Source organism: Microbacterium kunmingense, assembly GCF_023155745.1.
In the GTDB taxonomy this organism is placed as follows: Bacteria; Actinomycetota; Actinomycetes; order Actinomycetales; family Microbacteriaceae; genus Microbacterium; species Microbacterium kunmingense.
On record NZ_JAKNUS010000017.1, the window covers coordinates 14,757 to 41,558 of the forward strand.

The window sequence follows — 26,802 nt, forward strand, 5'->3', positions numbered from 1 at the left end:
AGCTCGTTCAGATTGTCGACTTCGAGCCTCTGGGGCCACCCCTTAGCAGTGAGGGGGTTCCAAACCCTCGGGAACGGGTTATATTCGGGAATATAACCATCTGTGAGGAGGAGAAGATGCGGACCCACACCTGCCCGCCGGACCACAAGCACGGGCTGACCTCCACCTGCTACGTCGTCCACCTCTGCGGGTGCCGCGCCTGCATGGACGGCAACGCGCGCCGCCGCCGCGACCGCTACCGTCTCCTGGCCTACGGGCGATACCAGGACGCGCACCAACCCATCGAGCCGATCCGGCAGCACCTGCAGGCACTGGTCGACACCGGGATGATCCCCGAACGGATCGCCATCAGCGCCGGCGTCGGCGGCGCCACGGTCCGTCGCCTGCTCAACAGCGAGACGGCACGGTTCGTCACCGGCGCCACCGCCCGCAAACTCCTCGCAGTCACCCCCGACAGCAGCACTCTCGCCGCGCAGGGCCGAGTCAACGGCCGCGGCACCCGCCGGCGCCTCCAGGCTCTGGCCGCGATCGGATGGAACCACCACGAGATCGCACGCCGACTCGGCTACCCGCGCTGGAAGGTCAACAAGGCACTCGAAGGCGCCTACGTGGACATCCGTGTCCACGACGACATCGCCGCGCTCTACGACGAGCTCTGGGACCAGCAGCCCCCCACCCACACCCGAGCGCAGCGGGTCGGCCGCTCCTACGCACTCACGGTCGCACGCCGGCACGGCTGGCTGCCGCCGCTGGCCTGGGACGACATCGACACCGACCCGGCACCGCCCACAGCCGGGCAGGAACCCCTGCTCGACGAGATCGCGATCGAGCTCGCTCTCGCCGGCCAGAACGTCCGCCTCACCCGAGACGAGCGCCTCGAAGCCACCCGACGCGGGACCGAACGCGGACTCAGCCTCACCCAGCTCAGCGACCTGCTCGGCGTCGACGTCCGCACCATCGACCGCGACCGTGACGACCTCGGACTCCGGCAGGCCGCCTGATGAGCAAGACGCTCGACATCCTCGAAGCCGCCCTGCACGGCACCACCGCCGGCTACCTGGCCGGATGCCGCAGCAAGGGAGGATGCCCGAACCACGGCAACCGCCAGCTGCTCACCTGCACCGAAGCGGCCCGCGCCCGCCGCCACTACTTCTCGCTCGCCTCGCTCGAGGAGACCGAGCCGATCACCCGGCAGATGCTCCGCGACGCCAAGAACAGCCCCTTCGCACCGAAAGAAGCCGCAGATGTCTGACCAGCCGAACACCTTCACCATCGACTCCACCAAAGAGGGAGAGTGGCTGCGGGTCGTCCGCGCGCTCGGCGGCCATCGCTGGGCCCTGTCGCTGCGCTTCAACCCCCTCCCGCTGACTCAGCGAGGCGCCCGGCACACCCGGCCAACGCGGCAGCCCACACCCCACGCGGCAGCAGGCCACGGGCCGAACGCGAGACTGCACCTGCCCAGCTGCGCGATCTCCCCCCAGCTCGGCAACGGCCGCGGCGCCCACCTCAAGCAGATCCCCCACCTGGGCCGAACCGAGGAGCACTGATGACCGACATCGCCGTGCGCCTCCAGGAAGCCATGACCATCCAGACCGGCACACCCGTCACCGTCCGATGGAGCTTCCGCGAGTTCGCGCTCAACTGCACCCGCCGCGACGGCCGCCCCCTCACCCAACGGATGCACAGGCTCTTCCAGACGCTGCTCAACCGTGAAGCGCTCCGCGAGCTCACTCCAGGAGAAGACCCAACGATGGGATCCCGCGCAACCCTCATCGAGATCATCGACGACCTCGCCGTCAGCGCCGACCACCAAGGCGCCCGCGCGGCCGCGCTCGCCGAGGTCCTCCTCAGTGCCGGCATGTTCCACCTCGGCGACCAGCTCCGCCGCCAGAGCCACGCACTCTCAGAGCTCGACGCCGACGACGAAACCCTCGAGGTCATCGACGAGGCACGCACCCAGATCGCCCGAACCATACTGCTGCTCGACCAAGCCGACACCGCACAGGCAAAGGAGCGCAGATGAACCGACGCACCCGCCGCGCCAGCACAGCCCTCGCCGCGGTCGCAGCTCTCGCGCTCGGCTTCGGCGCCCACCAGCTGGGCATCACCTCCTGGATCGACACATGGACGCGCCCGCAGGCACCCGCCCCGGACCCGACCTACGACTACACCGCGCTCGCCGCAGTCGCGCAGGAGCTGCCGCTGATCGATCCCACCGAGGAGATTCCCGAGTATCGCCGCGCCACGTTCGGCGAGCGCTGGATCGACATCGAGGGAAACGGCTGCGATCAGCGAGACGATCTCCTCGCCGTCCAGCTGCAGGACGTCGTCCGTGACGGTTGCACGGTGCTCTCCGGCGTGCTCGACCCCGATCCGTACACGGGCACACGCATTGAGTTCGAGCACGACCGGATCGCCGCCCCTGGAGCCCCGGGAAGCTCCGGCGTCCAGATCGACCACATCGTCAGCCTTTCGGCGGCGCACGCCGGGGGCGCGTGGGCGTGGACCGAGCAGCAGCGCATTCAGTTCGCCAACTCGTTCGACAACATCGTCGCCGTCGATGGCAACACGAATGCGGCCAAGAACGACCACGGGCCAGCCCTGTGGCTGCCATCGAACGCCGACTACGTGTGCACCTACGTCGCCCGCTACACGGAGATCGTCGACACCTGGCACCTCGCGGTCGACGAAGCCGACCGCGGTGCGCTCGTGGACACGCTCTCAACCTGCGCTGCCCAGCAAGCCAGCGACGAGAGCGGGAGCATGTCGTGAAGCCGCTACGAACCCGCGTGGGATCTCGCCGCGCGCGCCTGACGCTTGGCCGCGCGAGCGCGGTCTACGACCTCGTTCGCATCCGTCGTGTCGACACCGAGGGTGCGCCTGATCACCTCGAGCTCGGCGTCGGTCCAGCGGGTGCGCCCTCGCATCCGCTCACCGAACGTGACGACGTTCAAGCCGAGCAGGTCGATCAGAGCCGCCTGCGTGGGAACCTCGGGCGCCCCCGCCCCGTCCGCGATCGCCGCCCGCAACCGCTCCGCGAAAGCCGCATCGCGCGCCAGTCCCGGCATCAGTCGCGGCCGGCGGCCGCGCTGCGAGGGCGCCCTGCGCGCGCGCTCCTGCGCGAATGCGTCGATCGCGGCCTCGTCGTAGAGCGGGGAGTTGCCTTCTATGGCAACCGGCTCGGGGAGCAGAGGACCCTCCTGGCCGGCTCTGCGCAGCTTGTTGCTGATGGAGCGCATCTTGTAGACCGCGACGACGGACACGCCGAGCTTCTCGGCGACGTCCGCCGTGGTGAGGTGCCGTCCGGTCATCAGCGCTCCTCTCAGCTGGATGAATATAACCACTTTCGCGGTTACGGCGCGCCGCGGCAACCAGACCCAACTTGGTTGGGGATGCTGGGGCGCATGGCTAACAAGGACGCGGACGCCATCCGTGAGGAGCTCCGTCGCATCGGCCAGCAGCTCGCGCAAGCGGACGAGCTGCGCGAACGCCGCGGCAAAGTCGTCGACGAGGCGCGCGCGGCCGAGCTGACCCAGCGAGAGATCGCCCTCCTGCTGGGGATGACCGAGGAAGGGCTGCGGAAGGCGCAGAAGTCCTACCACGGACGCGGGCGCTCTTACGGCGGCCGCCTCGCGTCCTAGCGACCCCGCCAGACCTTCATGGAGCGCCCGTCGACTGCGAAATCTGATTGCAATTTTCAAGCACTCTTGACTAATATAACCTGACGAATGAGGGGGTGAGATGGACGAGCTGAACTACCGACCCAAGCCGTGGACGCCGAAGGACGTGCCCACGATCTGGGTCGACCAGACCACCGGGCAAGGCGTCACCGACGCCGGCACGCCCGTTCGCCCCGTCATCGGCGAGCGCCGCAAGAACCCCAACCTGACGGACCTGCTCGACACGGCTGCCTCGTACGGCGCTAACCGCATCATGCTGACCGGGAAGCGCCCCGAGCCTGCGCCTGGCGTGCGGCACTGGCTGTACGTCCAGACCCCGAACTGGAAGCCCGGAGCCCACTGGGTCAACAACGGCCCGCCCACCGGTCGGTTCGAGCACGCGGTCACCGGCTTCAAGATCGAAGTCCGCACCGCGGAGGAGTGGTTCGGCGACGGGCCGCTGACCCCTGCCCAGGCTCGTCTGGCCTGGAACGTCACCGCGTCGATCATTCGCCACGCCGACGAGAACGCGCGCCTGTTCAACAGCCCTGCCGCCACCGGAACGAACCTGTGGGCGCTGTCGCTGCCGAAGAACATCAACCCCGTGCCGGTCGAAGACGACATCGCCCAGGAGATCCACTTCACCTCGGGCCTGCACCACTACGACCACCTGGTCGCGGGGGAGTCGTTCGCCAAGCACGAGGACTGCGTCCCGCTGATCGACCCGGCCAAGACGAAGAAGATCAGCGAGTTCGCCTACGTCGACGGCCGGTTCATGTTCGCCGGCGTCGGGCGCGAGCTCGGTATCGGCCCCGCGATCCGGCTGAACCAGGCCGCCGCGTACGAGCTGCTCGAGCAAGACCCCTACGCGCGCGCCCGCTTCCACGTGCGGTTCCGCGTCCCTCAGGGCTGGAACCACGTTGGCCTGCTCGGTGTGAAGCACCTGGACGTTCGCGAAGGCTGGTTCTATCCGAACCGGCCCGGAGCGGTGCACGACACCTGGGCCGACGGCAGCGAGATCCACGTCGCCCTCAAGCACGGGTGGGAGATCCGCCCTCACGAGGCCGTGGTGTTCCGCAAGGCCAAGCCTCTAGACACCTTCACCGAGCGCATGACGCGCGCCCGCGAGCGAGTCCAGCTGCAGGACGAGATGCACCCGGACCTGCGCCGCGCTGTGCTCGCCGCGCTGCGGAACATCATGCTGCACTCGATCGGTGCATTCGCCGCCGCGGGCCGCGACGAGACCCGCGTCGCCGCGTCGCCCGATGACGTCCCGCCCGAGTACAGGGCCAAGATGCTGCGACAGGGCAACCTCTGGATCTATCGCATCCCGTCGCGCCCGAACGACCGCACCCGAAGCTTCTACCACCCGGAGCTCGCCGCCCAGGTCTGGGGTCGCGCACGCGCTCGCGTCCTCCACGGCCCCAGCTCCCTCGGCGGCTACACCTCCGGTGCTCTCACGGTCGACCCCTCGACGCTCATCGGCATCCAGGGTGATGCGATCTACACGACCAAGCTGCCGGCGTGGTCCCTGCCGGACCGGTTCATCGGCGGCGGCGACGACGGCAAGACCGGGCGCCTGCGCCTGCAGGGCTACCTCAACGGATCCTTCATCACGCCGGAGACGCTGCGGCAGCGTGACGCGCTGAAAGCACGTGCCGAGCGGGCCGGCATCGCCAAGGCGCTCGAGCAGGCAGAGGAGAAGGGCTGATGGCTGACCAGCAGCGCACCGCCCAAGACCTCATCCGCGATCTGCGGCGCAAGGGCATCAGCACGGCCGAGATCGCCGAGGAGCTGCACCGCTCGCCTCGAATGGTCCGCAAGATCCTCAACGGCGAAACCAGCGGCGCCCTCTACCGCCAGGCGCTCCAGGAGCTCGCTGACACCGGACGCCTCACCCACGTCCCGCCGCGGCGCCGGCGCAAGGACGGCTCGATCGCCCCCGTGCGAGGCAAGGCCGGCGCCAAGCCCGTCATCCCCGAAGACCTCAGCGGCACCTACGTTGAGGGTCGCCAGGGTGGTCGGCTGCGCGTCGACGTGGCATACGCCACCGGGGGCGACCGGTACATCGAGATGCGCATCCCCAAGGGCCGCACCGCGAAGGGCCGCGAGCAGGCGAACGCCGAACTGATCAAGCAGGTCCGCAACGCCGCCAAGGGCCAGTCCCACGACAAGCAGAAGCAGATCACCGCCCACCTGACCTTCTCCAACGGCCGCGTGATGGAGGTCAACTCGTACAACGCCTCGACGATGCTCAAGCGCATCCACGAGAACGGCGGCGACGCCCTCGGCTGGTTCCGCGAAGAGTCGAAGAACCGATACGTGAACCTCGACACCAGCCGCGACACCATCACCGGCGTCACCCTCAACGTCGTCAGCACGGCCAAGACGACCGAGTACCAGAGGCAGGCCGAGCGCGGCCGCACTCGCCGCCCCCGCTCGCTGTCGCCGGCGGAGCTCATCAGCATGGAAGAGAAGCGGCGCATCGAGGAGCGCCGCGCTCGCCGCCGTGGAAACCGAGGAGGTGGTCAGTGACCATGGCCGCCCCGAAGAAGCCCACAGCTGCAGCGAAGCCCCGCGCACGCAAGGCCGCGCCCCCCGCTGAGGAAGTCACCAGCGACGTCGACCAGGCAGCGACGTCCGAAGCACCCGCACGCGCACCTCGCGCAAGCCAGAAGCCGGCAGCGGCGAGCGCGACGCCTCCTGAGTCGGCCGAGGCGGAGACGCCACCGCCGGCGAAGAAGAAGCGGGGGCCCTACAACGTCGTCTACGTCCAGAAGAAGCCCGTCTCGATCCGTCTCCCCGACGACGCGCTTGAACTGATGGACTGGGCCAAGCAGGATGCAGCCAGCCGCGGCGACCGCCTCACCAAGGACGAGATCGTCACCGTTGCGCTTCGCGCCTACTGGGGCCGCAAACGGCGCCGCGGGTAATGACCGTCTCCTGAGCTGCTGGCAGGGAAGTCGAGATGAGTGAAACTAACGGGCCGGCCGAGTTGCCGGTCTACTCGATCGCCGAGGCATTCGTGAAGCGATCCGGAATGTATATCGGGCAGCCCGTCACGTTCGAGCGAGTGCACACGTTCCTGCTCGGTTTCGAAACGGCGATGTTGTACGTTCGCGACGAGCTCGCGCGCGATCGCAATGCGTTTCAGCCCGTGGGCGTGCTCGGTCAGTTCCGGGAGCAGCTGCGATCCGAGGGGCGGCTCAGGTGGGACTCCTGGTCCCTGACGATCGTGGCGGAAGCGATCGGCTGGACTGGCGACGAGCCTCCGGCGATCGACGATCTGACCGAAGAGCAGCACCTCGAGGCAGTCCGGGACCTTCTCCCGTTGCTCGAGAAGGTCTTTGCCCTCCCCGCGGAGCTTGTCACCTCGCTCCGTGACTCCGCCTGAGAAGGGTAGGCACCCCACCGCTGTCGGTGTGTCGTCCCGCCCATCGAGTTCGAGAACGCGTTCTATGCTGTGCGGCGATGATCAACCTGACCGCCACCGTCCCGCTTGGACCGCTGACAGAACTTGTCGGACGATCCCTCTCGGCGACTGGGAGATGGGTCAACTCATCCGGTAGCGCCTACCTGTCATATCCATCACTCAGAGGATCCTGACCCGGACGAACGATCGCAGTCGCTCGAGGGCAAAGGACCCGTGCGGATGTCGCGCGTCACACCTCGACCTCGAACGGCAACTTTCGCAGTGTCGTCGCGGAAATCCCGGTGCTCTTGTACATCCGGGCGTGGGCGTACTGGATCTCCGGCAGCAGATCGATGCGGCCGATCGCCTCCAGCATGATCTCGTCGGCCTGACCGGTGAGATGACGCAGTTCGGGGATCGCGTACCCGCCCACGTACTTCCCGGAGTTGAGATCCCAGGAGCGCACGGCCGGCAGCGCCTCCTCGATCCTCTCGCCGAGCTCCACCAGAGCATCGAACGTGTCCTGCCCGTAAGCGTGCGGGGAGAATGGGATCTGCGACATCGTGCCCTTGGTGACGTTGAAGCAGTCGCCCGTGAACGTCCACCACAGGAACGCCAGCCGCGACGCCGCGATCGCGCTGGCCGCGAGCTGGTCCTTCCGGTTCTGAACGAACAGCTTCCCCTCGTTGAGGGGCACCGTGGCGTGCGTGGTCTTGTCGTAGGTGACCGGCGGCACCGTGTACGTGCTCAGGAAGTACGTGGCGGTCTTCTTGAAACCGACGGAGTAGTCGCTCACACGGACAAGCGGCGTCGAGGAGATCGTGCCCTTCGCAAGCAGCGTGTCGATCAGCTCGAACATCGCGTCGCTGCTGGCGCGCATCCAGTTCGGGGTCCGCGAGCCGGCGGGCCGAAGCGAATACCGCAGTGTCGCCATCAGATGCGGACGGAACGCCTCGATCCAGCTGTGGGTGAGCGTCGTGTGCAGCTCGGAGACGCTGCCATACCCGGCGGCGGTGATGATCGTGCTGCGCACCTTCACCTGGAACAGGGCAGCCGGGCGTTCCTGGAAGGTGCTCACCCAGATCGCATCGAACCGCCGCTCGTAGAACTTCCGCAGTGACTCGTCGCGATCGGCGAACTGGCTGCGGATGGGAACGATCAGGCTGAGCCGGCCATCCGGGCGCGTGATCTGCGCCGAGCGCTCGCAGCAGGAGGCGTAGATGTCGTCGACGTTGTCTGTCTCGAAGCCGGTGATGCGGTAGCTGAGCTCGCGCCGGTTGACGTAGGGTGGGTTGCCGATGACGACGTCGAAGCCGCCCTGATTGGGGTGTGACACGTCGCCCCGCACCGGCAAGAAGCGCGGCCCGTACAATGTCCAGCGCATCGAAAAACACCCCGCGACCTTCCGACTACCTCCGGACGTCTTCGAGTACATCAACCAGGCACGCGACGAAGCCGCGGCCCGTGGTGATCGCCTCACCAAAGACGAAGCGATCACCATGGCAGTCCGCGCGTTCTGGGGCGGCAAGCGCCAGCGCCGCCGCTGATCACCACACCGACATAACCGACGAAAAGAACTCTGGAGGCATCTGATGAGCCGTCGATCTATGCTCGAGCAGGAAACCGATCCGCTACACCCCGCGCGGATGCTACCGCGCACCTGAGACGAACGCGCGGTCCTTCACCGAGGATGGCTACATCTCGACATGATCAACCGAGGCAGCGAGAAGATTTCGTGCGAAGAGGTGGAGGACCTCGTCTACCGCTATGACAGCTTCGATCTAGCGGCCGCCGTCGCGATGCTCGACCCCGTGTTCAGCGAGCGGGTATGCGTCTACGTGAGTCTCAAGGAGGGCGGCCCGCTCGGGCTCGAACGGATCCGCGCCGCCATGGAGTCCGCCGGGGTGGCTAAGCATAAGCACCCCGAGCGGCTGATCGCCGTCGACGACATGCCCCTCACCAAGGTAGGCAAGATTGACAAGAGGGAGCGGAGAGGGCTTTGCCCGCCGCGACAGCGCCTAATGGGGCAGACGCTCAGCGCCCGCGCCGCCACGCGAGCCAGTGGCGGATGCTCTCCTCGAGCGCGTGCAATAGAGGCAACATCACCCAGATGACGCACGCGACGGTCAGTGGCGTCGTACATAGGATCTGGAGGTACGGCGGCAGGCCGGTCAGGAGCGGAGCGATGAAGTAGGCGTTGAACATGGCAGGCGGTACCAGCGCGATCCACACTAAAATCGCCGTCCACCACCGCGGGCGCGCGGGACCGGCCGTCGGGATTGCACCGGTGAGGGCGTCCGGAGTCAGTGGACGGGCCTGCCCGATCGTGAGCGGCACGGCCTGTTGCAGGTGCGCCTGCCGCTCCTTACTGTCCTCCCACCGGATGAGGTCATGGGGGGAAGCGAACGTGATCTCGACGACAACCTGGCGCCGGTGCCGTTCCGAGACTCGGACCTTCGACTCCCGGTAGCCGGGGAACGACTGGGCCCGGCCGGTGAAACCATGCGCCCACTCGGTGAGATCGTCCAGCCGCCCGGGGACGGCTGTGCGCGCCACCCGAGCCGTGACCGTGAGGTTATCTGGTTGCATGGTGTCCTCCCGGGGCAGAGGAAGCCCCGTCTCCCAGCGTATTGCGCCGATGACGCGGCACTGAACAGCTTCCGACCATCGGGGTCCGGATCAATAGCGCGAAATAGTGCTCTTCCGAGCAGTGGAGTGTCACCGCCACTGCCGCCTCACGCAGGATGGAAAGTTGAAAGACCTGGATCGACGGGGAGGTCATTTGCACGAGGCGTTTCGCTTGCTGCGGGAAGAAAGGCTCAAACGAGGCCGATACCATCGCCGAGCGACGGTGTATCACCCGGACGTAGAAGAGGTCGACCAGCTCTACGGTGTCCGGCTTCAGCTGGAGTCCTTAGGCGCGCGCCGGACGGTGGACGGATGCTGCGCTCCGAGATCGGCGCTTCGCGCGAGTACGGGACGCTAATGGATGCGGCGCTGGCAGTCGGTGACATGGGCGCCTGGCTGGTGGCGCACCACGCGTTCCTCCGCTGCTGCGTCGCGCGTGCAGACATCCCGTTGGGGCGGGTAGTGGACTCCTACCCGGAACGCTGCTTACACATCTATCAGTTGTGGCACCCGCAGTCGTTCGCCATCGCTCATCGCGAGTACGAGGCCGTCCTCGAGTCGATCGTCAGGCGTCCGACGCCCAGGGGATCGATCTGTCGCCGCTGGCGACCCACGAGTTCGCCTTCGACGATGCCGCCGCCGCCTTCGAGCAGTCCCGCGACGCGTCCAGCAGCCTGAAGGTCCTGCTCCGACCGTAGAGCGCCTGGGCCGTCGGGGCCGTCACAGGGAGCCACGCGGGCGGCGTGGGGTGGCACGGGCTGCAGTGGCACCGCGGAGACGATCCTCCCGCCTGTCGGGTCGGCATCGGAGCGCGCGGTGCAGGAGGAGCGCGCCCACGTTGCAAGTAAGCTTTCTGCCGTGCAGAATCGACAGCTCGGGTCGCCGGGCGATCCACCCCAGTATCCGATCGAGTCGGTCGACAACGCGCTGAAGCTGATCCTGCTGCTGGGTGAGGAGCACGAGCTGCGGCTCACGGACGCCGGTGCCCTCCTCGGGGTGGCGACCTCGACCGCGCACCGACTTCTCGCGATGCTGGCATGGCGCGGCTTCGTGCGGCAGAACCCGGTGACCAAGGCTTACGGCCCTGGCCCGGCGCTGACGACGGTGGCCTTCTCGGTGCTGCGCAGGATGGATGTCCCGAGACTGGCGCAGCCGATCCTCGAGGACCTCAGCGCCGCCCTCGGTGAGACCTGCCACCTGGGCACGCTCGAGGGCAACCATGTCCGATTCCTCGCCGTTGCCGAGCCCGATGTGGCCGTGCGCGTGGTTTCGAGACTGGGCAAGACCCTGCCGGCGCATTGCACCTCGACCGGCAAGGCGCTGCTTGCCGAGCTGAGCGACGAGCAGCTCTTCCGGCTGTACCCGGACGAGCAGCTCGAGATCGTCACACCGAACTCCATACGTTCCCGAGACGAACTCGTCGCCGAACTGGTTCGGACACGACTGGACGGTTATGCCGTGAATCGGCAGGAAAGCGAGGACGGCGTGGCGAGCGTCGCGGTCCCGGTCCACGTCTCGTCGGGACTGCGACTGGCGATCAACGCCTCCGCGCCCGTGCAGCGGTTACCGCCGGGCAAGGTCAAGTCCCTAGCGCGGTCACTGCAGGACGCCGCGATCCGCCTCGCCGAACTGTTGGGGTGAACCGGCCCGGGTCGTCGTAGCGCCCATGGATGCGCTGCGCACGCGAACACGCCGCTGATGAGCGTGGCTGCGGGAGCGACCGACCCGCCGCCGTGGGCCTCAGTGCCCGTTGGCCGGATCGTCCGGGTCGCGGGCGGCTTCTTCGCCTTGATCCAGCCCACTCAGCGTCGCCATATCCTCCGAGCTGAGCGTGAAATCGAAGACGTCGATGTTCTGCGCGAGATGCTTCTCATCGCCGGCGCGCGGGACGGGAACGATCCCTTCCTCGATGTGCCAGCGCAGTAGGACCTGTGCGGGCGACTTGTCATACTTCGACGCGATCGCGGTCACCGCGGGATCGGACAGCAGGGCTCCTCCGCGTCCGAGCGGGCTCCACGCCTCGGTCAGGATGCCGTGAGCGCGCTGGAAGCTGCGCTGTTCGACACGGGCGATGTCGACGCTGAGCTGGATCTGATCGACGTCGGGGACGACACCGGTCGCGTCGACGACGCGCTGAAGGTGGTGAGACTTGAAGTTGGAGACGCCGATCGCCTTCACTCGTCCCTCTTCGAGCAGTCTCACCAGACCCTTCCACGCTTCGACGTATCGGTCGAGGGCCGGAACCGGCCAATGGATCAGGAACAGATCGAGGTAGTCGACGCGAAGGGTCTTCAGCGATCGGTCGTACGCGCGCTGCACTCCCTCGACGCTGTGGTCCTCCTTGTTGAACTTGCTCGTGATGAAGACCTCGTCACGAGGGATGCCCGATGCACGCAGACCGGCACCGACGGCCTCCTCATTCGCGTACTTGTACGCCGTATCGAACAGGCGGTAACCGTAGCCGACCGCCTTCTCGACCATCGTTGCGCACTCGTCTCCCGTGAGTGGCCACGTGCCCACCCCGATTCGCGGGATGCGGTGACCGTGCAGGAGGGGGAGGGTGGTGTCGTCAGCTCTCATCGGGCGGCCGCCTTCGCCGGAGCCGTGCTCGAGGGCTCGAGGAGGGCGCGCAGCCGATGTATCAGCTCGTCCGCCTTCGCTCGCGAGGCGACCGAGCGGCGGGCGTCGACGAGGGCACGCGGCCAGTTCACGATGACGGCACCTTCGGCCTGCCCTTGGCTCTCGCCGTACACGACGGCGAAGCGGTCCTGCGCAGGGTCGCCCACCATCGTCCAGTGATCAGATCCGGTATGCCCGACGATCTGGATCTTCCAGTCGTACTGGTCGCTCCACACATACTCCGTCGGGTCGTAGCTGCGCAGGTCATCCGGGTGAGCGATGTTATGCGCGACAATCAGCGCCTGATCCGTCGCGCTCGTCCAGTGCTCCAACCGGATCGGGTCGGGATGCCGTCGGTTCATGAATCGTGCCACGTCGCCGATCGCATACACGTGGGAGACGCCGACGGCGGCAAGCGTGCCTTCGCAGACGACACCGTTATCCAGCGCGAGGCCCGACGACTCGAGCCACTCCGTGTTGACGACCGCTCCGATACCGAGCAGGACAGCGTCGACATCCAGCGTCGCGCCATCGGTGAGCGTGACCTGGACGCGGTCACCCGTGCGCTCGACGTTCTCGACGGAGACGCCGAAGCGTAGCTCAGCACCCTCCCTGCGGTACTTCTCCGCGAAGATACCGCCCACTTCCATATTCATCGCCCGGCCCATCGGAGCACCGATCGGTTCGATGATGGTGACCTTGACACCGGCCGCAAGCGCTGTGGCGGCCGCCTCGGCGCCGATGAATCCGGCGCCGACCACCGCGAGGTGGCGGCCCGGAACGAGCTCCTTGCGCAGCTCGTCGGCATCGGCGCGGGTACGCAGCACGTGGACGCCGGGAGTGGAAGCCCACGGGGTTCGGCGAGCTCGGGCACCCGTCGCGATGACGAGGATGTCGTAGGTCAGCTCGCTGCCGTCGGCGAGCGTCAGCGTCTTGCCGGCAGGATCCAGCTCGGTCGCGGCGACGCCGAAACGGGTCTCGACCCGCAGGCCTTCGAGCGCTTCCGCCGTCGTCAGCGCGATCTCCGGGTCGGATGCGGCGCCGCTGAGGTACTTCTTCGACAGCGGGGGACGGTCGTAGAGGGGATGGCTCTCCTGGTCCACCAGCGTGATCGCGCCGGTGAACCCCTCCGAACGAAGATTCTGTACGAGCTTGACTCCGGCGACGGAAGCACCGACGACGACGACGTGAGACATGCGAATCGGCTCAACCCTCGACAGACAGCGCCGAGACCGGGCAGCTTCGGGCGGCTTCCTCGACGCGAGTGCGCTCCGCGTCCGGCACCTCGAGCTGCAAGAGCACGACCTTGCCGTCGTCGTCGATGTCGAAGTAGTCTCCCGCGGCCACGACGCAGTTCGCGTAGCCCTGGCAGAGGGAGAGGTCAGCCTTCACCGTGGCCATGGTCATTCCTCGTTGATGATGGGTCGGGGTCGGGGAACACGGGCGCGTACGGCGACCCGATCATCGCTGAGAACGTCTGGACGGTCTGCCAGGTGAGCGCCTCCAGCTCGAGCGGGTCGAGTGCGATCCATTGTCCGGATTTCGGAGAGTCGATGAGCAGACGCGTCCCGTTGCGGGTCTCGACCCGGCTCACCGTGATCTCAGAGAACTCGTTGGCGATCGTGAGCGGCTCGCCGACGGTGCGCGCGACCAAACGTGCGCGCTCCTCGGCGGCGGCGATCGCGGCGGCCCGATCGACGTCGGCGCCTTCCCACTCCAGGGTCACAGGAAGATCGCCAGGTTCTGGGTGCGCAGCACCGACTCGTCGACGAGGATGACGCGGCGCGCGAGCTTGTACTCGCCTCCGACGTCACGGAACACATCCTCCCGGTGGGCGGAGATGATCGACGGCTCGTTCACGTCTCCTCGGCTGCGGAACAGCAGCATCGCGGAGTCGGCGAGCACCTCGCCGGGCACGTCGGTCTCGAACACCCGCACGTTGGTCACGAAGTGACGCAGCCGGGACGGAGGGTCCTCGGTCCAGGCATGCTCGGTAAGGAACCGTGCGACGCGCCGGCTGAGCGAGTACTTGTTCTCGTCCCAGTGCGCCATCCCGGGGGACGTGCTGAAGGGCGTGCCGAGTGCGGTGGTCACGCGGACGGGCATGACGTAGTGGATGTCTTCCGTCAGCATGTCCAGCCAGCTCTCATACCGCTGCTGGTCGAGAGTGTAGGCCTCTTCGACGAGCCAGCGATGGATCGTGGCGTGCAGCTCGCTCGTGAAGGGCAGGGACGAGCCCACCCGGTCGGCGAGGGTTGACGACTTGCGAAGCCGGGAGACTTCGGAAACTGCCTTGCCGGTCTCCTCGATCATCGGACCACCTTCTGACCATTGTTCGTGATGCCCGCAGGTCGGGGCTCGACATCCAGTGGCGGCTCGCCGCCGATCGACAGGGCACGGAAGTCGACGCCCTCGTACTCCGACTCCAGGTAGTCCGCCCAGCGGTGGAGCAGATGGCGCTGGTTGTACTCGCCGTAGCCCACGTGCGCGACGCCGGGGCCGGCGAACTGGTCGGGGCCGAGCGGCTCGACGACCGGCGATCCATCCTTGAGGATGCCCATGCGGCTGTTCAGGAGCAGGCGCCGCGCCATTGATCCCTTCGCCGTGTTCGTGAGCGAGACCCAGTTCTCCACGTCGTCCTGCTCGAACATGCCCGTCGACCCGAAGCACATCAGGTAGGCCTTGTACGACAGTGCCTTGAACTCCTCCGGAGCCTCAGCGTCGACCGCGAACCAGGAGTACACCTCGGTCTCGTCCTCGCTGATCGGAAGCCACGTCCGGATGGAGATGAACGGGAGCACGTCCTCGTCCGAACCCTCCTCGACCTTGGGCCAGTTGTGGACGAAGGACATGTTCGGGAAGAGCGAGGCCGCGGAGATCATGAACCCGTCGCGGCCGATGACATCGAGCTGCTCCTGAGACCAGGTCGCCTTCATCCGCTCGACCATCTCGTCCGGGTAGCCGACGTACCGCAGCCGCTCCTCGAGCGTGCCCGGCGGGAGCTTGTAGGTCGTGCCGCCTCCGTTGCCGGCCCAGTATGTGTTGCCGTCCTTGCGCTTCTCGGCCTTCGGCTCGCGGAACAGCCCGATCTCGACGACCGAGGTGTGCGTCTGGGGCGTGTGGTACATGTCGCCGGCGAAGTTCTCGGCGCCGATCTTCCAGTTCGCCTTGACGCGCCACCGCTGCGGGCCCCGGAGCTCGATGCCGCTGGGGCTCTGCCGGGTGTAGTAGTCGAGATAGAACTTGAAGTCGCCGATGTAGTCCTCGAGGCTCGGCGCATCCGGGTCCATGCTGATGAAGATCAGGCCGTTGTACATACCGAGGTTCGGCGCCGGCAGGAGCCGTGCGCCCTTTCGGCTGAACCCGGCCTCGCCGCCGTAGGCCTCCTCGTGGAAGGGGAGTCCGACGATGCGTCCGTCGTTGCGGTAGGACCACCCGTGGTACGGGCAGCGGAAGTGCGAGGCGTTCCCCATCTCGGCCCGGCAGACCTGCATGCCGCGATGCAGGCACATGTTGAAGTGGGCGCGGATCTCACCCTTCTCGTCGCGGACGATGATGAACGAGTCGTCGAGTATTCGCCGGACGACGTAGTCGCCGGCCTGAGGAATCTCGGACTCGTGGCCCACGAACAGCCAGGCGCGGCTGAAAAGGTTCTTTCGTTCGCGCGCGAAGATCTCCGCGTCGTTGTAGATGTACGCCGGTATCATTCCGCGACGGATCTCGTCGTAGATCGTCATGCTGGAAGTGCTCATCGTCGCGCCTATCCGTAGTGTAATGCTTCGACACCGCTCCGACGTCGCACGTCGAAGCGGGCCGAGGCATAGTTTCTGATGTGCAGAAATTGATTCTGCCACACACGCGCGCCTTACGTCAAGTGGGCCCGAGGAAGGCCTTCGCGGCCGCGCTCGGAGGAGGAGGCGATGCGTCGCGGCTGCGAGGACCATCCTCCCGTCCCAGAGGGTGGGCATGCTCCTCTGGAACACAGAAACCGCTTCTGCTGGAAACGAGGAGTCAATGATGAGCCCGTCGACCGATGTCGCAGACCGGGAATGGACCGTCACTCTCGATGGCAAGCCGTGGGCCAGTGCCGCGCGCTACGAGGTCGAGAACCCCACGACCGGGCGTCCCCTGACCTCCGCCCCCGACCTCTCCGAGGAGGAGGTCGGGCGCGCGGTGGCGGCGGCGCAGGCTGCGCAGCCGGCCTGGGGCGCGATGCCGCCCCGAGCCCGGGCCGCCGTGATCCGGCAACTCGCTGCGACGATCCGAGAGCACCGTGAGGAGCTCGCCACTCTCGACGCACTGGACGGCGGGTTCACCCTCTCGATGATGAGGGGCGATGTGGACGCGGCGGCGGAACTCATGGAGATCTTCGCCGACATGGCGCTCGACCTCGGTGGCCGGACGATTCCGGTGAGCACGAACCTCCACTACACCATGCAGGTGCCCTACGGAGTGGTCGCGCGTATCGGTGCGTTCAACCATCCCTTCTTCTTCGCGGCGGCGAAGGTCGCCGCGCCCCTCGTCGCCGGCAACGCCGTGGTCCTCAAGGCCCCGGACCAGACGCCGCTGTCTTCGTTGCGCCTGGCCGAGCTCGCGGTCGGGATCCTCCCGGACAATCTGTTGATCACCGTCAGCGGTCGCGGCGCGGTGACCGGACGCGCGCTGGTGCGTCATCCCGAGGTCCGCCGGATCGGTTTCATCGGGTCCACCGCGACGGGGCAATCGATCCAGCGGGATGCAGCCGAGACCGGAGTCAAGCACGTGTCGCTCGAACTGGGCGGAAAGAACGCTCAGATCGTCTTCGCCGACGCCGATTTGGAGGCGGCTGCGGCCGGTGCCGTCGCGGGTATGAACTTCACGTGGGTCGCCGGACAGAGCTGCGGCTCGACGAGCCGCCTGCTCGTGCACTCCTCGGTGGCCGACGAAGTGATCGGCCGGGTCGCCGAGCGCATGGCCGCGATCCGGGTGGGAGACCCGCTGGACCCGTCCGTGGACATGGGCCCGCTCGTGTCGGAGGCACAGTTCCAGAAGTCCATCAGCGCCATCGCCGAAGGCAGGAAGGCGGGTGCCACCGTGGCGACGGGCGGCGGCCGTCCCGCCGGCCTCGATGAGGGGTGGTTCGTCGAGCCGACGCTGCTCACCGGTGTCAGCCCCGGGTCGTTCGTCGAGCAGAACGAGATCTTCGGCCCCGTCCTCTCCGTCACCACCTTCGACGCCGACGAGGAGGCCGTACGGATCGCCAACGGCGTCCAGTACGGGCTCACCTCGAGCATCTGGACGCGCGACGTCACGCGCGCCCACGTCGTCGCCCGGCAGATCGAGGCCGGCTACATCCTCGTCAACAGTGGCAGCCGGCACTTCTGGGGACTGCCGTTCGGAGGGGTGAAGGCTTCGGGGATCGGCCGCGAGGAGTCCCTCGACGAACTGATCTCGTACACCGAGACGAAGACCGTGACCGTTCTGCTCTCGTAGGGGGGCAGCGCTGCGCGCTGTACGTCGTCGCAGCAAGCGCGGCGCGATCCATGCCGGCGGTGCTGGGAGGCGCTGTTCCCGTCAGCCTCGGGCAAACCCCGTCGAGGCGAAGGCCGCCTGCAGGGATGCCTGGGCGCCGAAAACGTTCCCCGGGCCATCACAGAGGCGACACAGCAGTACACGAAGTGGTCGGCTGAGATCCCCCGGGCGGAGCGGCTTCCGGAGTTCCTCGAGCGAGCGTTCCAGATCGCTTCCACCCCTCCCTACGGTCCGGTGCACCTCGGCATTCCGATGGACTTTCTGGAAGAGGAGATCGAGTTCACCCCGGGACCGGTGACCGAGTATCTGCATGAGGCGCTCGATCCGGATGCGGTAGAGCGTCTCGCCCAGATTCTCAGGACGGCGGCCAGTCCGGTCATCGTGGTGGGGACAGAGGTCGCGCGGTACGGTGCGATTGCCGCGCTGGAAAGGCTCTCCGACCTGGTGGACGCGTCCGTGCTCGGGGAGATCAAGGGCGCCGACCTCGCCTTCCCGAACACCAATCCGAGGTACGTCGGCAAGCTGACCGCATCGAGCCCTGCACTGGAGGGCGCAGACGTCGTCGTCCTCCTCGGCGCCGAGCTCACCGAGGGGCTGGCGATGCCCCTGCCGGATTTCGGTGACAGCCTCGTGGTGCAGGTCACCGTGGACCCGCTCGCTCTGCGCCGGCAGTACGCAGGTCAGGTCGGCATCCTCAGCCACCCCGGGCGCCTGCTCGATGCGGTCGCCGATCGCCTCGCTGAAGGCGGAGCGGTACCCGTGAGCTCGGGCGGGCGGGTGCGAGGGCTCAGAGAGCGCTGGGAAGCGGGCCGCGAAGCCTTGCGGTCGCGCCTGCTCGGCGAGGCTGATGGCGCGGTATCGGCGGCCCACATCGCGGACCTCATCCATCGCCTCGGCGGCTCCGAGACGATCGTCGTCAACCAGTGCGGATCCGCGGAGGGCTTCATCGACACACTCGTCGACTATGGCGCACCGTGGACGTATTTCGGCCTCTCGGGGAAGGCGAGTGCTCAGGGTTGGGGCGCGCCGGCGGCGGTCGGCATCCAGATGGCTCGTCCCGATCGTCGAGTGATCGCCGTCCTCGGCGATGGCGGGTTCATGTTCAACTCCACAGCGATCCACACCGCTGCCGCGTACGACGTTCCGGTCGTCTACCTCGTCCTCGACAACGGGGGCTGGCGGGACGTCGCGACCGTGACGGGAGCGATGGGCAGCTCGCTCGGAGAGCCCGGCGCAGAGGATGCGATGCGCTGGACCTTCCGGCCCCCGATCGACCACGCATCGTACGCCCGAAGCCTGGGACTGAAGTCTTGGCGGGCGTCCAACCCGGAGGAGCTCGAGAGCGCGTTCGCCGCCGCGTTCGCCGAGGATGGGCCGACGCTGATCCAGGTCGCGTCTGCGATGGGCGATGTCCGGGTCTTCGGGCAGGCGTTCGCGTGAGATGTCGAGCAGGAGTGACAGCGCCGTATACGGTGAGTGAGCCGCGTGTTCGGGCTGACAGCGACACGTACGTCTGCAGTAGGGAGCGATGAAGGATGTCAACTGGTGATCGACTAGGGGTTCGAGAGGATCTCGTCGATGCGAATCGCATTCTCGTCCGCCACGGCATCCTCGATGCTTTCGGCCACGTGAGCGTCCGTGACCCCGACGACCCGAGCAGGTTCCTCATCTCCAGAAACCTGGCCCCCGGCCTCGTCACGCCCGACGACATTCAGGTGATCGGATTGGACGGGACGACCGCGGACGACAGACCGAGCTATCTCGAACGATTCATCCACGGCGAGATCTACCGGGCACGCGCCGATGTCCAGGCCGTTGTCCACAGCCACTCCGCGTCGATGGTGCCCTTCAGCATCTCCAGGACGCCTCTGCAGGCGGTGTGGCACATGGCGGGCTTCCTCGGCGAAGCGGTCCCGGTCTTCGAGATCCGTGACAGCGTCGGGTCCTCCAGCGACCTGCTGATCCGCAGCGGTTCGCTCGGCGCGGACCTTGCTGCGACCCTCGGGGGCGCGGCGGTCGCACTCATGCGAGGACACGGATTCGTCGCCGTGGGCGACTCGATCCCGCAGGCGGTCGCCCGCGCGGTCTACGCGGACCTCAACGCCCGAGCACAGGTGACGGCCGGTCAGCTCGGCGGCTACACCGCCCTCACCGCAGAAGAGGGCGCCGCGGCCGCGGAATCCAACAACGGGCAGCTCACGAGGGCCTGGGAGATCTGGAGAGCCAACGCCAGGCGCGGGGAGAGCGTCTGAAAGCGCGCCTCCTCCAGGCGCGCTGAGCAAATCCGCCCGCTCGCGGCCGGCGCGTCATCGCGTCGGCGAAGCCGGCCGTTCGCCCCTGGTGGGGCGGTCCGGCATGCCGGCACACGCCGCCCGCGCCTAACGGCTCGCGCCATGTTGTGTATCTGACACACACAACAGTAGTAGGGGGGGTCGGACATTTGACGGGCCGGGGTGTAGGTTCCGGTTGGAGTTGTCCATTTCGCAGATGAAATGTCCACGGTGTGTCCATCTGGACATTTCTGGTGGATCTCGGATCGATGGGGCTCCGCTACCTCGGCCAGTCAGCGACGTAGCCGCGACTTGAGGGCAGCCGCTTCGCGATAGCGTGAACGCAGCCCCCGGCCGAACATCTCAGGGCGCCGCGAACACTAGGAGGCTCTTCGATGACACTCGCCCCGGCGGACCCTGACCACCTCACACAGCGTGAGCTTGAGCAGGCCCTGTGGGCAGCAGCGAATGCTCTCCGCGGACCGGTGGATCCGGGTGACTTCAAGGCGTACGTGTTCCCGGTGCTCTTCTACAAGTGGATCAGCGACGTCTACGACTACCGGCACGAGCAGGCGATCACCGACCTCGGCGACGAATGGACGCAGGAGATCGAGGACGAGGACTACCAGACGTTCCTCGTCCCCGATGGTGCTCACTGGGACGACACCTACGAGGTGACGAAGAAGTCCGGCGCAGTGCTCAACAGAGCCCTCGTCGCGATCCAGGAAGCGAACCCCGGCAAGCTCGCCGGCGTCTTCGGCGATGTGAACTGGGCGAACACGGAGCGCATCCCCGAATCAGCCCTGAAGGCGCTTATGGCTGTCTTCGATCGCCTCACGCTCGACCCGGCGCACATGGCCGGCGACATGCTCGGGTCCGCGTACGAATACCTGCTGCGTGAGTTCGCCGAGGCCTCCGGCAAGAAAGCCGGCGAGTTCTTCACGCCCCGGCATGTCGTGCATCTCCTGGTGAAGATCCTCGCCCCGCAGCCCGGGGACTCAGTCTGCGACCCCGCTTGCGGGTCCGCCGGGATGCTCGTCGAGACGGTCGAAGCAGTGAAGCTCGCGGGCGACAACCCGGAGTCGCTCTTGCTGTACGGGCAGGAGCAGAACCTCACCACGGCGGGGATCGCCCGCATGAACCTGTACCTCCACGGGCTCGAAGACTTCGAGATCAAGCGCGGGGACACCTTCCGGGAGCCGAAACTGCTGGACGAGCACGGCAGGCTCCGGAAGTTCGACGTGGTCATCGCCAACCCGCCGTTCTCGCTGGACAACTGGCCGTCGAGCACCTGGGCGAAAGACAAGTACAAGCGCGCCCTGGGCGGGGTCGTTCCGCCGGCGAAGAACGGCGACTGGGCGTGGATTCAGCACATGCTGTCGACCATGCGGGACGAGACCGGGCGCGTGGGCGTGGTCATGCCGCACGGTGTGCTCTTCCGCGGCGGCCGCGAAGCGGACATGCGCCGTTGGGTGGTGGACAACGACCTCCTCGAGGCCGTCATCGGGCTGCCGAACAACCTCTTCTACTCGACGTCGATTCCGGTGTGTCTGCTGATCTTCCGGGCCAGCAAGCCGGTCGAGCGCCAGGGCCATGTCCTGTTCATCGACGCACGCGCGAGGTTCAAGCCGGGCAAGAACCAGAACACCCTCAGCGACGACGATGTCGATGCGATCACCTCGAGCTATGTCACCGCTGAGGACGCAGATGGTGAGGGCGGTGTCGCGGTCAGCCTCGTCCCGCGAGCCGACATCGAAGGCAAGAGCTACGACCTCAACATCGGCCGGTACATCCAGACCGAGACGAGAGCAGAGGCTGACGTCGACGCAGCGCTGGCTGCGCTCCGCGAAGCACAGGAACGCATGGACATTGCGCGCACGGCCCTGGACCTGCGCCTGAGGGAGGCCAGCTTCGATGCGTGACGGTTGGCGGGAGACGACGCTAGGTGTGTTCCTGACGGAGATCGCACGGCCCGTGGAGGTCGCTGACCTCGAAGAGGTTCGATACGCCGGTGTCCGCTGGTACACCGAAGGCGTTTACGCCCGCGAGCCCGTCCCCGCCAGCGAAGTTAAGACGAGGGCGCTCACTCTGCTGCGCGAGGGCGACGTGACGTACAACCGGATGTGGGCGACCAAGGCCAGCTTCGGGGTTGCCGGTGCAGACGTCGACGGATGCCATGTCACCAACGACTTTCCGATCTTCGAGATTGACACCTCCCAGACGAGCGGCGCGTTCGTCGAGCTGCTCTTCGAATCGCCCGGGTTTCAGCCCGAGGCGGCGGCACGGGCGACTGGCACTACCGAGCGTCGTCGGCTGAAGCAGCGCGACTTTCTCGACATCCCCGTCACCCTGCCGCCGGTCTGGGAGCAACGACGGATCGTGGATCTGATCGCGGCCGTCGATGACGCTGTGGAGGCTGCGGAGGGAGAGGGCTCTTCGGCAACGGCTGCGAAGATGAGTATCGCCGACGGCGTGGTTGGCGATGCAACTCCGCTTGGCGACGTACTCAGCGACATCGTCGCGGGTGCAAGCCCCGCCGCTTTGCCTCGACCGCCGCGTCACGACGAAGTAGGTGTGTTGAAAGTCAGTGCGATTGGCGACGACCGCTTCCATGAGGAGGAGTCGAAAGCGCTCGCGGGGTCCGTTCAGATGCCAGACCGAGCACACGTTCAGGCCGGAGACCTGCTCATGACGCGAGCCAGTGGTGCAATCGACCGAGTCGGAGTTACATGCGTCGTGGAGTCCACCGTCGGCAATCTCTTTCTCAGCGACAAGACGTTCAGGTTGGTGCCAGACAGGCGTAAGACGACCGGCGATTGGTTGAACACCATGCTGAGAACCAGGGGCGCTCGTGCGCAGATCGCCGCGCTCGCAACGGGTTCCGACATGCGAAATCTGGCTCAAGCGAGGGCTCGAATGATCTCGCTTCCGATGCCAGATGTGACTACACAGGAACGTCAGGCCGCCGCATTCGCGGGGTTGTCCCGAGTAGCCGACGCCGCCCGCGAAACAGCCCACGCTCTTCGCACGCTGCGGAGCAACCTGCTGACGGTACTGCTCTCAGGGGAGCACGAGATTCCGGCGTCGTACGACGCTCTCCTGGAGGAGGCCCTGTGAGCGAGAGCTACACCGAGAAGAACACAGTGCAGGCTGCCCTCGTGCAGCTGCTGGTCGACGCCGGTTGGACGTACATCCCCGGCAAGGACCTGCCCAGGTCGACCTCCCAGGTGTTCATCGAGTCAGACCTTCGCGCTGCGATCGAACAGCTGAACCCGACTCTCGTCGGCCGCACGGATGCTGTGCTCAGCGATCTGCGCCGCGCGGCGCTCACGGCCGCCGATGAGGGCCTCATGGCGGCGAACCAGACCTTCACGCGGCTTCTGCGCGGGGGCGGGACTGTGATGATGCCGGACACGAACCATGACGAGCCCTACGAGGTGTTCGACTTCGCCCACCCTGAGCAGAACTCGTTCATCGTCTCCGACGAGGTCACCTATCAGGGAGCCCGGTTCGACGTTGTGCTGTTCATCAACGGCATCCCCGTCGTGGTCGGTGAGACCAAGACACCCGTTTCCAGCACAGTGACATGGAAGGCCGGAGCGAAGGACATCCACACCTCGTACGAAGTGCACCAGCCCGTGTTCTTCACATCGAACCTGCTCTCGTTCGCCACCGACGGCAAGGACTTCCGCTACGCCGGCGTCAGGACGCCTCTGGAGCACTGGCACCGGTGGGGTTCCTCGGACGCGCCGGCGACCATCGAGGGCTGGGAGCGGGTGAAGAGGAGCATCACGGGCCTGCTCAGCCCGCGGGTGATTCTCAACCTCATTGAGCACTACGCGATGTTCGATGCGCAGGACGCGGACGGCGCTGTGCGGACGATCAAGCTCCTCCCGCGGTACTTCCAGTACGAGGCCGTGGAGAAGATCGTCGCCCGGGCCACAAGCGAGAAGAACTCACGGGGCCTGATCTACCACACGCAGGGTTCCGGGAAGACGCTCACGATGTCGTGGGTGGCCACGCGGCTGTACTTCGACCCGCGGATGCACAACCCGACGATCGTCGCGGTCGCGGACCGCACTCAGCTGGTGACGCAGACCTTCGCGCAGTTCGCTTCGGCAGGCGTTCCCACGCCCGTGAAAGCCGCGACGCTCGCGTCGCTCCAGACAGCGCTGAAGCAGGAACATCGCGGCATCATCGCCACGACCGTGCACAAGTTCGCCGGCGCCGGGGTGCTGTCCGAGCGGGAGAACATTGTCCTGCTCGTCGACGAGGCCCATCGCACCCAGGAGGGCTCCCTCGGGGAGGCGATGCGCACTGCGCTTCCGAACGCGCACCGGTACGGATTCACCGGCACGCCTGTGGCGGACTTCGACCGGAACACCTACCAGCTGTTCGGCGACGAGCGTGACCCTGGGTGGGCCCTCGGCACCTACGACTCCGATCGGTCGATCGCCGATGGCACCACGGTGCCCATGCGCGTCGTCCCACGCCCGGTGAAGTTCGACATCGCCAAGGACGAGCTCGACGCGGCGTTCGACCTGCTTGCCGACGAGGAAGAGCTGACCGAGACGCAGAAGGAGTCCTACGCCCGCCGCGTCGCGAACGCCCGCGCGATCTTCCACAACCCCGAACGCATCGCCGCGGTCAGCGCAGACATCGTCGATCACTTCTACAAGTCGATCGACCCGCTCGGCATGAAAGCTCAGATCGTCGTGGCCGACCAAGAGCTGTGTCTTCTCTACGACGCTGCGCTGCGGGGCGCTCTCGCGGGCGACGGCCGCGCAGACGAGGTCGCGGTGGTGATCTCCGCGACGGGGAAGAGCGAATACGAGCCGTACAAGCTCAGCGATGCGGAAGAGGAAGCACTGCTGGACCGCTTCCGGGACGTGAATGACCCCCTGAAGTTCCTCATCGTCACCGCGAAGCTCGGCACCGGGTTCAACGCCCCCATCGAGGGCGTGCTCTACCTCGACAAGCCGATGAAGCTCCACACGCTGTTCCAGACGATCACCCGCACGAACAGGCCGTGGCGGAACCCGGACACCGGCTTTGTGAAGAGCTACGGCACCATCGTCGACTACGTTGGTCTCGGCGATGGATTCGCGAGGGCGATAGCGCCGTCCAATCCCGAGCACGCCGGCCGCCAGATCGACACCGAAGAGCTGCTCGTCACCCTCGCGGGGGCGCTGAAGGAGATACGCAGAAGGTTCGTGGGCATCACGCGCGACGGATCCATGGACTCGCTGCAGGCAGCGCTCGAGCGTGTGCCGGCGGACACCGACGACCGGGCAGAGTTCCGTGCTGAATTCTCGCTGGCCCAGGGACTGTGGGAAACCATTGCCCCGGACGCCGTGCTGGACGACTGGGAGGACGACTACCGCTGGTACGCGCAGGTATACGCCGCGATCCCCGCGGAGACAGACGACGACGATCTGCTGTGGGAGCGCCTCGGCCCGAAGACCCGTGAGCTCGTCCATCAGCACATGCGGAACGTCCGCGTCACCGACCGCAACATCGCCGTCGTCATCGCCGACGCCGAGACGATCCGGACGATGTCGGAGAAGGGCCACCTGCCGCCGGTCCCGACCGAGTACGAGGGGAAGTCCGCACAGGAGATCCTCGACTCGCTCACCGCCCGCATCCAGAGGAAGCTCGACGGAGGCGGGGACGGAGCGCTTCGCTACTCCTCGATCGCCGAGCGGCTTGACCAGCTCCGCCAGCGGGTGATCGCGACGGCGGAGGACTCCATCGACTTCCTCACGACCCTCTTCGGCGTCGCCACGGACCTGAAGACCACCGAGACCGAGGACGACGGCGGGCTCCTTACGGATCTGCCTGACCCGAACATCGGCATGCTCACGCGCATCTTCGAAGAGCACCACCCGGAAGGCATGACGGTCCTCGTCTCGCAGGTGGTCGCCGAGGTCGATGCCCTCGTGAAGCAGGCAGTGCACCCGAACTGGGCGACGAAGGACGCTTCGAAGAAGGCGATCCGCCGGCAGCTGCGGCAGCTGTTCCAGAAGTACAAGCTGCCCCTCACCGGTGAGCCCCTCGAGTCTGCATGGGCCTACATCCTCAAGCACTACTGACGAGACCGCTCGGCGAATGGGAGTTTCGCCCCCCAGGCGCGCTGCCTGAGTGAGCGATCGAGGACCGCGCTCCGCGCCCTGTCCGGACATTTCGAGCTGCGCTCAATGGCGGTGGCCGTGGACATGTCATCGGCGAGTTCCGCGGGTTCACTGCTGCAGCGTGGACAACTCTGAGCGTTCCCTACACGGGGGGTGGACACGGGAGCGCCCCGCCGGATCGTCTCGGCGGGGCGCTCGGGTGCAGCGTTATCGCGCCGTCCACCACCGCGGGCGCGCGGGACCGGCCGTCGGGATTGCACCGGTGAGGGCGTCCGGAGTCAGTGGACGGGCCTGCCCGATCGTGAGCGGCACGGCCTGTTGCAGGTGCGCCTGCCGCTCCTTACTGTCCTCCCACCGGATGAGGTCATGGGGGGAAGCGAACGTGATCTCGACGACAACCTGGCGCCGGTGCCGTTCCGAGACTCGGACCTTCGACTCCCGGTAGGGCCGCGTCCGTTTGAGTGGTGGTCTTTCGCTTCGTTGCGATGATCAGCTGTCGTTAGTTTAGGCGGCGGTGATCTCGGGGAGTATCACCGCCTCGTCGATGGTGGGGGTGGTCGCGGTGAGCTCGG

Annotated in this window: 28 protein-coding genes; 19 read left to right on the forward strand and 9 right to left on the reverse strand. The window is 66.8% G+C overall.

The features are described 5' to 3' along the window. The first annotated feature begins 116 nt into the window (after window positions 1–116). From MA875_RS17160 to MA875_RS17180, 5 genes are read left to right on the forward strand one after another with little or no spacing between them, the layout of a single operon-like run. Window positions 117–1,001: a hypothetical protein gene (locus MA875_RS17160; RefSeq protein ID WP_005050771.1), complete on the forward strand. Its 885-nt coding sequence runs from the start codon at window positions 117–119 to the stop codon at window positions 999–1,001. Further along, window positions 1,001–1,252, forward strand: a complete 252-nt coding sequence (locus tag MA875_RS17165) for a hypothetical protein (protein WP_005050769.1) — start codon at window positions 1,001–1,003, stop codon at window positions 1,250–1,252. The genes MA875_RS17160 and MA875_RS17165 overlap by 1 nt, the downstream gene beginning before the upstream one ends. Continuing rightward, complete coding sequence (locus tag MA875_RS17170) at window positions 1,245–1,547, forward strand: hypothetical protein (protein WP_005050767.1); 303 nt, start codon at window positions 1,245–1,247, stop codon at window positions 1,545–1,547. Before MA875_RS17165 ends, MA875_RS17170 begins: the two co-directional genes overlap by 8 nt. Beyond that, window positions 1,547–2,023: a hypothetical protein gene (locus tag MA875_RS17175; RefSeq protein ID WP_005050765.1), complete on the forward strand. Its 477-nt coding sequence runs from the start codon at window positions 1,547–1,549 to the stop codon at window positions 2,021–2,023. Before MA875_RS17170 ends, MA875_RS17175 begins: the two co-directional genes overlap by 1 nt. After that, on the forward strand, window positions 2,020–2,772 hold the full coding sequence (locus MA875_RS17180; protein ID WP_005050763.1) for an HNH endonuclease family protein: 753 nt from the start codon (window positions 2,020–2,022) through the stop codon (window positions 2,770–2,772). The genes MA875_RS17175 and MA875_RS17180 overlap by 4 nt, the downstream gene beginning before the upstream one ends. A gap of 5 nt (window positions 2,773–2,777) precedes the next feature. Here MA875_RS17180 and MA875_RS17185 read toward each other — a convergent pair whose 3' ends face one another. Next, on the reverse strand, window positions 2,778–3,311 hold the full coding sequence (locus tag MA875_RS17185; RefSeq protein WP_005050761.1) for a helix-turn-helix transcriptional regulator: 534 nt from the start codon (window positions 3,309–3,311) through the stop codon (window positions 2,778–2,780). 93 nt (window positions 3,312–3,404) lie between these two features. Here MA875_RS17185 and MA875_RS17190 point away from each other — a divergent pair, with 93 nt between their 5' ends. The 5 genes from MA875_RS17190 to MA875_RS17210 all read left to right on the forward strand — a co-directional run bounded on the left by MA875_RS17190 (window position 3,405) and on the right by MA875_RS17210 (window position 7,053). Further along, on the forward strand, window positions 3,405–3,641 hold the full coding sequence (locus MA875_RS17190) for a hypothetical protein (RefSeq protein WP_043340519.1): 237 nt from the start codon (window positions 3,405–3,407) through the stop codon (window positions 3,639–3,641). A gap of 100 nt (window positions 3,642–3,741) precedes the next feature. Next, a complete protein-coding gene (locus MA875_RS17195) occupies window positions 3,742–5,370 on the forward strand; it encodes a hypothetical protein (protein ID WP_005050756.1) in 1,629 nt (542 codons plus the stop codon). Continuing rightward, window positions 5,370–6,194, forward strand: coding sequence for a hypothetical protein (locus MA875_RS17200; protein ID WP_047801722.1), 825 nt, complete (start codon window positions 5,370–5,372; stop codon window positions 6,192–6,194). Before MA875_RS17195 ends, MA875_RS17200 begins: the two co-directional genes overlap by 1 nt. Further along, window positions 6,191–6,592 carry a hypothetical protein gene (locus MA875_RS17205; RefSeq protein ID WP_005050751.1) on the forward strand — a complete coding sequence of 134 codons (402 nt, stop codon included), beginning with the start codon at window positions 6,191–6,193 and terminating at the stop codon, window positions 6,590–6,592. The genes MA875_RS17200 and MA875_RS17205 overlap by 4 nt, the downstream gene beginning before the upstream one ends. A 62-nt stretch (window positions 6,593–6,654) precedes the next feature. After that, entirely contained in the window at window positions 6,655–7,053 is a 399-nt protein-coding gene (locus tag MA875_RS17210; protein WP_043340515.1) for a hypothetical protein, read from the forward strand. 268 nt (window positions 7,054–7,321) lie between these two features. Here the strand turns inward: MA875_RS17210 and MA875_RS17215 are convergent, their stop codons facing one another. Beyond that, window positions 7,322–8,572: an Eco57I restriction-modification methylase domain-containing protein gene (locus tag MA875_RS17215; RefSeq protein ID WP_082157161.1), complete on the reverse strand. Its 1,251-nt coding sequence runs from the start codon at window positions 8,570–8,572 to the stop codon at window positions 7,322–7,324. A gap of 205 nt (window positions 8,573–8,777) precedes the next feature. Between MA875_RS17215 and MA875_RS17955 the strand changes: the two genes are divergently transcribed. Further along, window positions 8,778–9,185: an AMP-binding enzyme gene (locus tag MA875_RS17955; RefSeq protein WP_005050745.1), complete on the forward strand. Its 408-nt coding sequence runs from the start codon at window positions 8,778–8,780 to the stop codon at window positions 9,183–9,185. Here the strand turns inward: MA875_RS17955 and MA875_RS17220 are convergent. Continuing rightward, the gene (locus MA875_RS17220; protein ID WP_005050743.1) at window positions 9,106–9,660 is read right to left on the reverse strand and encodes a putative antibiotic biosynthesis monooxygenase; all 555 of its coding nucleotides are present in this window, start codon (window positions 9,658–9,660) and stop codon (window positions 9,106–9,108) included. The genes MA875_RS17955 and MA875_RS17220 overlap by 80 nt on opposite strands. Window positions 9,661–10,011: 351 nt before the next feature. Here MA875_RS17220 and MA875_RS17225 point away from each other — a divergent pair, with 351 nt between their 5' ends. Next, complete coding sequence (locus MA875_RS17225; RefSeq protein ID WP_062633834.1) at window positions 10,012–10,377, forward strand: hypothetical protein; 366 nt, start codon at window positions 10,012–10,014, stop codon at window positions 10,375–10,377. A gap of 138 nt (window positions 10,378–10,515) precedes the next feature. After that, window positions 10,516–11,340: an IclR family transcriptional regulator gene (locus MA875_RS17890; RefSeq protein ID WP_005050741.1), complete on the forward strand. Its 825-nt coding sequence runs from the start codon at window positions 10,516–10,518 to the stop codon at window positions 11,338–11,340. Between the two features lie 99 nt (window positions 11,341–11,439). Here MA875_RS17890 and MA875_RS17235 read toward each other — a convergent pair whose 3' ends face one another. From MA875_RS17235 to MA875_RS17260, 6 genes are read right to left on the reverse strand one after another with little or no spacing between them, the layout of a single operon-like run. Further along, window positions 11,440–12,279 (reverse strand): aldo/keto reductase, encoded by an 840-nt coding sequence (locus MA875_RS17235; protein WP_005050739.1) that lies wholly within the window; start codon window positions 12,277–12,279, stop codon window positions 11,440–11,442. Further along, window positions 12,276–13,514 carry an NAD(P)/FAD-dependent oxidoreductase gene (locus MA875_RS17240; RefSeq protein WP_062633832.1) on the reverse strand — a complete coding sequence of 413 codons (1,239 nt, stop codon included), beginning with the start codon at window positions 13,512–13,514 and terminating at the stop codon, window positions 12,276–12,278. The genes MA875_RS17235 and MA875_RS17240 overlap by 4 nt, the downstream gene beginning before the upstream one ends. Window positions 13,515–13,524: 10 nt before the next feature. Next, on the reverse strand, window positions 13,525–13,719 hold the full coding sequence (locus tag MA875_RS17245) for a ferredoxin (RefSeq protein WP_062633830.1): 195 nt from the start codon (window positions 13,717–13,719) through the stop codon (window positions 13,525–13,527). Next, window positions 13,700–14,044 carry a hypothetical protein gene (locus tag MA875_RS17250; RefSeq protein WP_085603657.1) on the reverse strand — a complete coding sequence of 115 codons (345 nt, stop codon included), beginning with the start codon at window positions 14,042–14,044 and terminating at the stop codon, window positions 13,700–13,702. The genes MA875_RS17245 and MA875_RS17250 overlap by 20 nt, the downstream gene beginning before the upstream one ends. Continuing rightward, a complete protein-coding gene (locus tag MA875_RS17255) occupies window positions 14,041–14,631 on the reverse strand; it encodes a 3-phenylpropionate/cinnamic acid dioxygenase subunit beta (protein WP_062633826.1) in 591 nt (196 codons plus the stop codon). Before MA875_RS17255 ends, MA875_RS17250 begins: the two co-directional genes overlap by 4 nt. Further along, window positions 14,628–16,070, reverse strand: coding sequence for a Rieske 2Fe-2S domain-containing protein (locus tag MA875_RS17260; protein ID WP_228164524.1), 1,443 nt, complete (start codon window positions 16,068–16,070; stop codon window positions 14,628–14,630). The genes MA875_RS17255 and MA875_RS17260 overlap by 4 nt, the downstream gene beginning before the upstream one ends. A 265-nt stretch (window positions 16,071–16,335) precedes the next feature. Between MA875_RS17260 and MA875_RS17265 the strand changes: the two genes are divergently transcribed. The 6 genes from MA875_RS17265 (at window position 16,336) to MA875_RS17290 (ending at window position 26,191) form a co-directional block, all read left to right on the forward strand. Then, on the forward strand, window positions 16,336–17,790 hold the full coding sequence (locus MA875_RS17265; protein ID WP_062633835.1) for an aldehyde dehydrogenase family protein: 1,455 nt from the start codon (window positions 16,336–16,338) through the stop codon (window positions 17,788–17,790). Between the two features lie 273 nt (window positions 17,791–18,063). Next, a complete protein-coding gene (locus tag MA875_RS17270) occupies window positions 18,064–19,269 on the forward strand; it encodes a thiamine pyrophosphate-dependent enzyme (protein WP_062633824.1) in 1,206 nt (401 codons plus the stop codon). 95 nt (window positions 19,270–19,364) lie between these two features. Beyond that, window positions 19,365–20,081, forward strand: coding sequence for a class II aldolase/adducin family protein (locus MA875_RS17275; RefSeq protein WP_062633823.1), 717 nt, complete (start codon window positions 19,365–19,367; stop codon window positions 20,079–20,081). A 413-nt stretch (window positions 20,082–20,494) separates the two neighbouring features. Then, a complete protein-coding gene (locus MA875_RS17280) occupies window positions 20,495–22,021 on the forward strand; it encodes a type I restriction-modification system subunit M (protein ID WP_248243439.1) in 1,527 nt (508 codons plus the stop codon). Further along, complete coding sequence (locus tag MA875_RS17285; RefSeq protein ID WP_248243440.1) at window positions 22,014–23,216, forward strand: restriction endonuclease subunit S; 1,203 nt, start codon at window positions 22,014–22,016, stop codon at window positions 23,214–23,216. The genes MA875_RS17280 and MA875_RS17285 overlap by 8 nt, the downstream gene beginning before the upstream one ends. Then, entirely contained in the window at window positions 23,213–26,191 is a 2,979-nt protein-coding gene (locus MA875_RS17290) for a type I restriction endonuclease subunit R (protein ID WP_248243441.1), read from the forward strand. Before MA875_RS17285 ends, MA875_RS17290 begins: the two co-directional genes overlap by 4 nt. Window positions 26,192–26,802: the final 611 nt, after the last annotated feature.

Coding starts and splice junctions, on each gene's coding strand:
- MA875_RS17160 (WP_005050771.1), top strand. CDS start 117: ATGCGGACCCACACCTGCCCGCCGGACCACAAGCACGGGCTGACCTCC.
- MA875_RS17165 (WP_005050769.1), top strand. CDS start 1,001: ATGAGCAAGACGCTCGACATCCTCGAAGCCGCCCTGCACGGCACCACC.
- MA875_RS17170 (WP_005050767.1), top strand. CDS start 1,245: ATGTCTGACCAGCCGAACACCTTCACCATCGACTCCACCAAAGAGGGA.
- MA875_RS17175 (WP_005050765.1), top strand. CDS start 1,547: ATGACCGACATCGCCGTGCGCCTCCAGGAAGCCATGACCATCCAGACC.
- MA875_RS17180 (WP_005050763.1), top strand. CDS start 2,020: ATGAACCGACGCACCCGCCGCGCCAGCACAGCCCTCGCCGCGGTCGCA.
- MA875_RS17185 (WP_005050761.1), bottom strand. CDS start 3,311: ATGACCGGACGGCACCTCACCACGGCGGACGTCGCCGAGAAGCTCGGC.
- MA875_RS17190 (WP_043340519.1), top strand. CDS start 3,405: ATGGCTAACAAGGACGCGGACGCCATCCGTGAGGAGCTCCGTCGCATC.
- MA875_RS17195 (WP_005050756.1), top strand. CDS start 3,742: ATGGACGAGCTGAACTACCGACCCAAGCCGTGGACGCCGAAGGACGTG.
- MA875_RS17200 (WP_047801722.1), top strand. CDS start 5,370: ATGGCTGACCAGCAGCGCACCGCCCAAGACCTCATCCGCGATCTGCGG.
- MA875_RS17215 (WP_082157161.1), bottom strand. CDS start 8,572: ATGGTGATCGCTTCGTCTTTGGTGAGGCGATCACCACGGGCCGCGGCT.
- MA875_RS17955 (WP_005050745.1), top strand. CDS start 8,778: ATGATCAACCGAGGCAGCGAGAAGATTTCGTGCGAAGAGGTGGAGGAC.
- MA875_RS17220 (WP_005050743.1), bottom strand. CDS start 9,660: ATGCAACCAGATAACCTCACGGTCACGGCTCGGGTGGCGCGCACAGCC.
- MA875_RS17225 (WP_062633834.1), top strand. CDS start 10,012: ATGCTGCGCTCCGAGATCGGCGCTTCGCGCGAGTACGGGACGCTAATG.
- MA875_RS17235 (WP_005050739.1), bottom strand. CDS start 12,279: ATGAGAGCTGACGACACCACCCTCCCCCTCCTGCACGGTCACCGCATC.
- MA875_RS17240 (WP_062633832.1), bottom strand. CDS start 13,514: ATGTCTCACGTCGTCGTCGTCGGTGCTTCCGTCGCCGGAGTCAAGCTC.
- MA875_RS17245 (WP_062633830.1), bottom strand. CDS start 13,719: ATGGCCACGGTGAAGGCTGACCTCTCCCTCTGCCAGGGCTACGCGAAC.
- MA875_RS17255 (WP_062633826.1), bottom strand. CDS start 14,631: ATGATCGAGGAGACCGGCAAGGCAGTTTCCGAAGTCTCCCGGCTTCGC.
- MA875_RS17260 (WP_228164524.1), bottom strand. CDS start 16,070: ATGAGCACTTCCAGCATGACGATCTACGACGAGATCCGTCGCGGAATG.
- MA875_RS17265 (WP_062633835.1), top strand. CDS start 16,336: ATGAGCCCGTCGACCGATGTCGCAGACCGGGAATGGACCGTCACTCTC.
- MA875_RS17275 (WP_062633823.1), top strand. CDS start 19,365: ATGTCAACTGGTGATCGACTAGGGGTTCGAGAGGATCTCGTCGATGCG.
- MA875_RS17280 (WP_248243439.1), top strand. CDS start 20,495: ATGACACTCGCCCCGGCGGACCCTGACCACCTCACACAGCGTGAGCTT.
- MA875_RS17285 (WP_248243440.1), top strand. CDS start 22,014: ATGCGTGACGGTTGGCGGGAGACGACGCTAGGTGTGTTCCTGACGGAG.